The sequence below is a fragment of the Paracoccus sp. FO-3 genome, assembly GCF_006386455.1.
In the GTDB taxonomy this organism is placed as follows: domain Bacteria; phylum Pseudomonadota; class Alphaproteobacteria; order Rhodobacterales; family Rhodobacteraceae; genus Paracoccus; species Paracoccus versutus.
The window spans coordinates 1-4,952 of the sequence record NZ_VCBQ01000184.1; the positions used below are offsets into that span (position 1 = coordinate 1).

Consider the following 4,952-nt stretch of genomic DNA (forward strand, 5'->3'; position numbering starts at 1 on the left):
CGCCGATCCCGTCGCACCCGAGGCCGCGCCCCATGCCCGGCGCGGGCGGGCGCATCCCAACCCGCTGGTCGCCGCCCATGCCACGCTGCTGGAACTGGCGCCCGAGCTTGAGCGCGCCAATCCCCCCGCCCGCCCCGAGGCGCTGCGGGCGCGGCTGCAATCGGTGCTGGTCGAGGGGCGCGACGCCTCGGTCGCCGCCGGCGTGCCGCTGAGCCGGGCCGACCAGGGCGCCTGGTTCGTCGCCGCCCTGCTGGACGATCTGGCGCTGAACACGCCCTGGGGCGGGCAGAGCGACTGGCCCCGCCAGCCCCTGGTGACGCAGATGACCGGCGAGGTCGATGCCGGCACCCGCTTCTTCGACCGGCTGGAGGCGCTGATGCGCAACCCGGCCGGCGAACGCGACCTGCTGGAGCTGGCCTGGCTGTGCCTCTGCCTGGGCTTTCGCGGCAAGTATCGCGTGCAGGGCGGCGCGGGCGAAGGCGCGCTGGTGGCGCTGCGCGCCCAGATCGCCCGGCTGCTGCGCGACCCCGAACGCGAGGCCATGCCGCTGGCCCCGCATGGCGCCGGGGTGATCGCCCCCGACACGCCGCGCCGTTTCGCCGTGCCGCTGTGGACGCTGTGGCTGGGGGCGCTGGGGCTGGTCCTGGCGATCCATACGGGCCTGTCCATGCATCTGTCGGGCAAGGCGGAAAGCCTGTTCACCCAGGCTGCCGCCCTGCCCCCGGCCGAGCGCGCCACGATCTTCCGCCCGGTCCGCCAGACGGTCGAGCCGGCCCCCGAACTGCCGGCGACGGTGATCGACCCGCTGCTGCCCGCCTTCGAGGCCGCCCTGCCCGCCGCCCTCCGCCCGGCGATGAAGGGGCGCGAGACCTCGGGCCTTGTCGTGCTGGTGGTGCAGGCCAGCGACCCCGAGGTGTTCCGCTCGGCCAAGGCCGCCCTCAACCCCGCCTATCAGCCGCTGGTCGAGGCCATCGGCAGGACCGTCGTCGCCAACGCGCACCGCATCGGCGCGGTCGCGGTCAGCGGCCATACCGACAACGTGCCGGTGCAGCGCAGCAACCCCTTTGCCTCGAACCAGGGCCTGTCCGAGGCGCGGGCCGAGACCGTGGCGCTGGCGCTGGCGGCGGCCGGCGTGCCCGCCGAACTCATCCGCGCCGAAGGCCGCGCCGACAGCCAGCCGGTGGCCGACAACGCCACCCGCGACGGCCGCGCCCAGAACCGCCGGATCGAGATCCGCATCGAAAAGAGGCAATAGATGCGCATCTTCAAGGCCATGTTCCGGTTCCTCCTGTCCCGCGGCTTCTGGACCTTCGTCGGGCTGGCGCTGCTGGCGGCGGCGATCTGGTTCTACGGCCCGCTGGTCTCGGTCGGCGAGGCGGCGCCGCTGGAAAGCGCCGAGGTCCGCGCGCTTTGCCTGGGCGCCATCCTGGTGCTGTGGCTGCTGATCCTGCTGCTGGGCCAGATCCGCGCCGCGCGGCGCAACCGCATGTTCGTCACCGAGCTGGCCGCGCCGCCGCCCCTGCTCGACGCGCCCGATGCCGCGGCCGAGATCGGCGGCAAGTTCCAGGAAATCCTGGCCACGCTGGCCCGATCCCGGCTGAGCAAGCGGCGCTTCCTGCGCGAGATGCCCTGGTATGTCATCATCGGCCCGCCCGGCACCGGCAAGACCACGGCGCTGCGCCAATCGGGGCTGAACTTTCCCATCGCGCTGAACGACGACCTCAAGGGCGTCGGCGGCACCCGCAACTGCGACTGGTTCTTTACCGAAACCGCCGTGCTGGTCGACACCGCCGGCCGCTATACCGACCAGTCGAGCGAGCCCGAGCGCGACGCGGCGGAATGGGCCGGCTTCCTCGACCTGCTCAAGAAGCATCGCGGCCGGCGGGCGCTGAACGGGGTGATCGTCGCCCTGTCGCTGGACGAGCTGCTGGGCCCCGAGGACGCGCTGCGCCGCCACGCGCGCGAGATCCGCAAGCGCCTGACCGAGATCGGCGAGCGTCTGGAGATGCAGCTGCCGGTCTATCTGATGCTGACCAAGGCCGACCGGCTGCCGGGCTTCGAGGCGTTCTTCGGCGCGCTGACCTCGGCCCAGCGGGCGCAGGTCTGGGGCGCCACCCTGCCCGTCGACGCCCTGCCCGAGCCCGAGGCGATCACCCGCGAGTTCCGCAGCCTCGCCGCCGTGCTGGAGGGCCGGCTGGACGCGCGGCTGGCCGAGGATGCCGACCTGCCGCAGCGCGCCGCGATCTTCCGCTTTCCGGCCGAGTTCGAGCGGCTGGAGGCGCCGCTGCGGCTGTTGATCGACACCGCCTTCGGCGAAAGCCGCTACGAGCAGGCGCCCTGGCTGCGCGGCTTCTACCTGACCTCGGCCACGCAGGAGGGCTCGCCCCTGGACCGGATGCTGGCCGGGATGGCGGCGGGCTTTGGCCTGGCGCCCGCGCCCATGCCGCATCGCATGATGGGCGAACGGCGGTCCTTCTTCCTGCACGACCTGCTGGCCGGGGTGATCTTTGGCGAGGCGGGGCTGGGCCTTTTCGATCCGCGCGCCGAAGAGCGCCGGACATGGATCTGGCGCGGCTCGGCCGTGGCGGCGGCGCTGCTGGTGCTGCTGGCGGGGCTGGGGTTCCTGTTCAACACCATGCGCCAGTCGGGCGCCGTCGCCGACCAGCAGCGCCTGCTGGCCGACCTGTCGGGGCGGCTCGCCAACGCCGCCTCGCGCCAGGCCCCGACCGAGCCGCTGGACCTGCCCGTCGCGCTGGACGCCATGACCGAGATCGAGGCGGCGCGGACGCCGGTGCCCGGCGGGCCCTTGGCGCTGATCGGCCCCTCGGCCGCGGCCGAGATCGAGGGCGCGGCCCGGCTGGCCCGCGAACGCGGGCTGCGCAACCTGCTAGAGCCGCGCATGGTGGCCTTTCTGGAAGCGACGATGTGGCGGCAGATCCGCGACCCGGATTTCCTGCTGGGCGCGCTAAAGGCCTATCAGATGCTGACCGGGCTGGGCCCCTATGACCGGGCCTGGCTGGCGGAATGGTGGCAGGAGGTGCTGCCCCGCTTTGCCGCCGAGACCCCCTTCCCGACCGAGGCCGCGCGCGCCTGGCAACTGGCGGCATTGGACCGGCTGGGCGGCGACGAAAGCCGCATCCAGGCCGATCCGCAGCTGGTCGAGGCCGCCCTGCAGGCGGTCTGCACCGTGCCCTTGTCGCTGCGCAGCTATCGCGCGCTGATGTCCGAGCCCGAGATCGCCGCCCTGCCCGACTGGATCCCGGCGGAAAAGGCCGGGCCGCTGGCGGGGCAAGTGCTGACGCGGCTGTCGGGCCAGACCCTGCGCCAGGGCATTCCCGGCGCCTTCACCTGGCAGGGCTTTCACGCCACGGTGCTGCCGATGCTGCCCAGCATGGCCGAGGCGGCGCTGAACGACCGCAAGGTCTTTGCCGGCGGCTGCGCGGAAAGCGCCGATGCCTCGGCCGCCTCGCTGCAGGCCGACATGATGAAGCTTTACCAGGACGATTTCATCAACGCCTGGGAAGGCTTCCTGCGCGACGTGCGGCTGGCGCCGATCCCCGACCTGGCCACCGCCACGGCGAACCTGAAGGATCTGGCCAGCCCCGACAGCACGCTGAAGCGGCTGCTGAACGCCGTCGTCGCCGAAACCGACCTGGCGCGCCCGCCCGAACAGGGCGACAGCCCCGAGATCAATCCCGGCGTGCTGAAGAAGGTGGCCGGCAAGCTGGGCCTTGGCGCGGCGGCCCGGATCGGCACCAAGGTCGCCGCCGCCGCCGCCCGCCGTCCGGGCGAGCCCGAGCCGCCGCCGCCGGGCGCCGAGATCGCCCGGCATTTCGCCCCGCTCAAGGCCATCGTCGCCGAGGTGGACGGCAAGCCGCCGCTGATCCTGGATGCCGAGACCGCGCTGGGTGCGCTGTCCAAGGAGCTTTTGACCGTGCAGGCCAGCCCCGATCCGCAGGCGGCGCTGCTGTCGCGCGGCGGGCTGCCGCAGCTGACGGGCGACCTGCGCAATGTCGCGGCCACCCTGCCCGACCCGGTCAACGCCTGGCTGGGCGCCATCGCCGGCGACACGATCAGCGTCACGCGCGAGGCGATCCTGGCCCAGCTCAACGCGCGCTGGCGGGCGGACGTGCTGCCTTTCTGCCGCGCGGCGACGGGCGGGCGCTATCCCTTCGTCGCCGATTCCGCCATCGACGTGACGGTCAGCGACTTCCAGCAGCTTTTCGGCCCCGGCGGCCGCTTCGACGGCTTCACCAACGAGACGCTGGCGCCCTATGTCGACAGCAGCGCCCGGCCCTGGCGCTGGCGGGCCGACCTGGGGCTGGACGCGCGCACGCTGGCGCCGTTCGAACAGGCCCGCGCCATCCGCGACGCGCTGTTTCCGGGCGGCGCGGGGCCGGTCATGGCCTTTACGCTGGAGCCCAAGGACCTGACCCCGAATGCCGCGCGGGTGACGCTGAACGTGGACGGGCAGAGCCTGGTCTATTTCAACGCCGCCGCCCGGCCGATGCCGATGACCTGGCCGGGCAAGGACGGCACCAACCTGATCTCACTGAGCTTCACCCCCGTCGATGGCACGGGCGAGGCGATCAGCACCGAAACCGGCGCCTGGGCCTGGCTGCGGCTGGTGCGCAAGGCCGGGCTGTCGCCCACCGCGCTGCCCGAGGTCTTTGGCCTGCGGCTGGGCATCGGCCCCTATGCCGCCCGGTTCGAGCTGCGCGCGGCCTCGGTCGAGAATCCCTTCGACCTCAGCATGTTCGGCGCCTTCCGATGCCCGGAAGCGTTCTGACCGCGCAGGCGGGCTTCTGGGGCAAGCTGCCGGCGCGCGGCGATTTCGTCGGCCGCGGCCTGCCCGAACCGTTCCGCCACCGCTGGGACCGCTGGGCCGCGGCGCATCTGGCCGGGCGCGAGGGCTGGCCGCCGGGCGGGCTGCGGCTGCGCATCGCCTCGGG

At 73.2% G+C, this 4,952-nt stretch carries 3 protein-coding genes; all 3 read left to right on the top strand.

The features are described 5' to 3' along the window. The coding region (icmH, locus tag FE811_RS25725; protein WP_140849332.1) for a type IVB secretion system protein IcmH/DotU at positions 1 to 1,255 on the top strand (1,255 nt) is incomplete at its 5' end. Further along, positions 1,256 to 4,789, top strand: coding sequence for a type VI secretion system membrane subunit TssM (tssM, locus tag FE811_RS25730; protein WP_116221956.1), 3,534 nt, complete (start codon positions 1,256 to 1,258; stop codon positions 4,787 to 4,789). After that, on the top strand, positions 4,771 to 4,952 hold a 182-nt coding region (locus FE811_RS25735; protein WP_140849334.1), incomplete at its 3' end, for a TagF domain-containing protein. The genes tssM and FE811_RS25735, both read left to right, overlap by 19 nt.

What these genes read in the sequence shown, in the direction of transcription:
- tssM (WP_116221956.1), top strand. Translation starts at nt 1,256, where the DNA reads ATGCGCATCTTCAAGGCCATGTTCCGGTTCCTCCTGTCCCGCGGCTTC.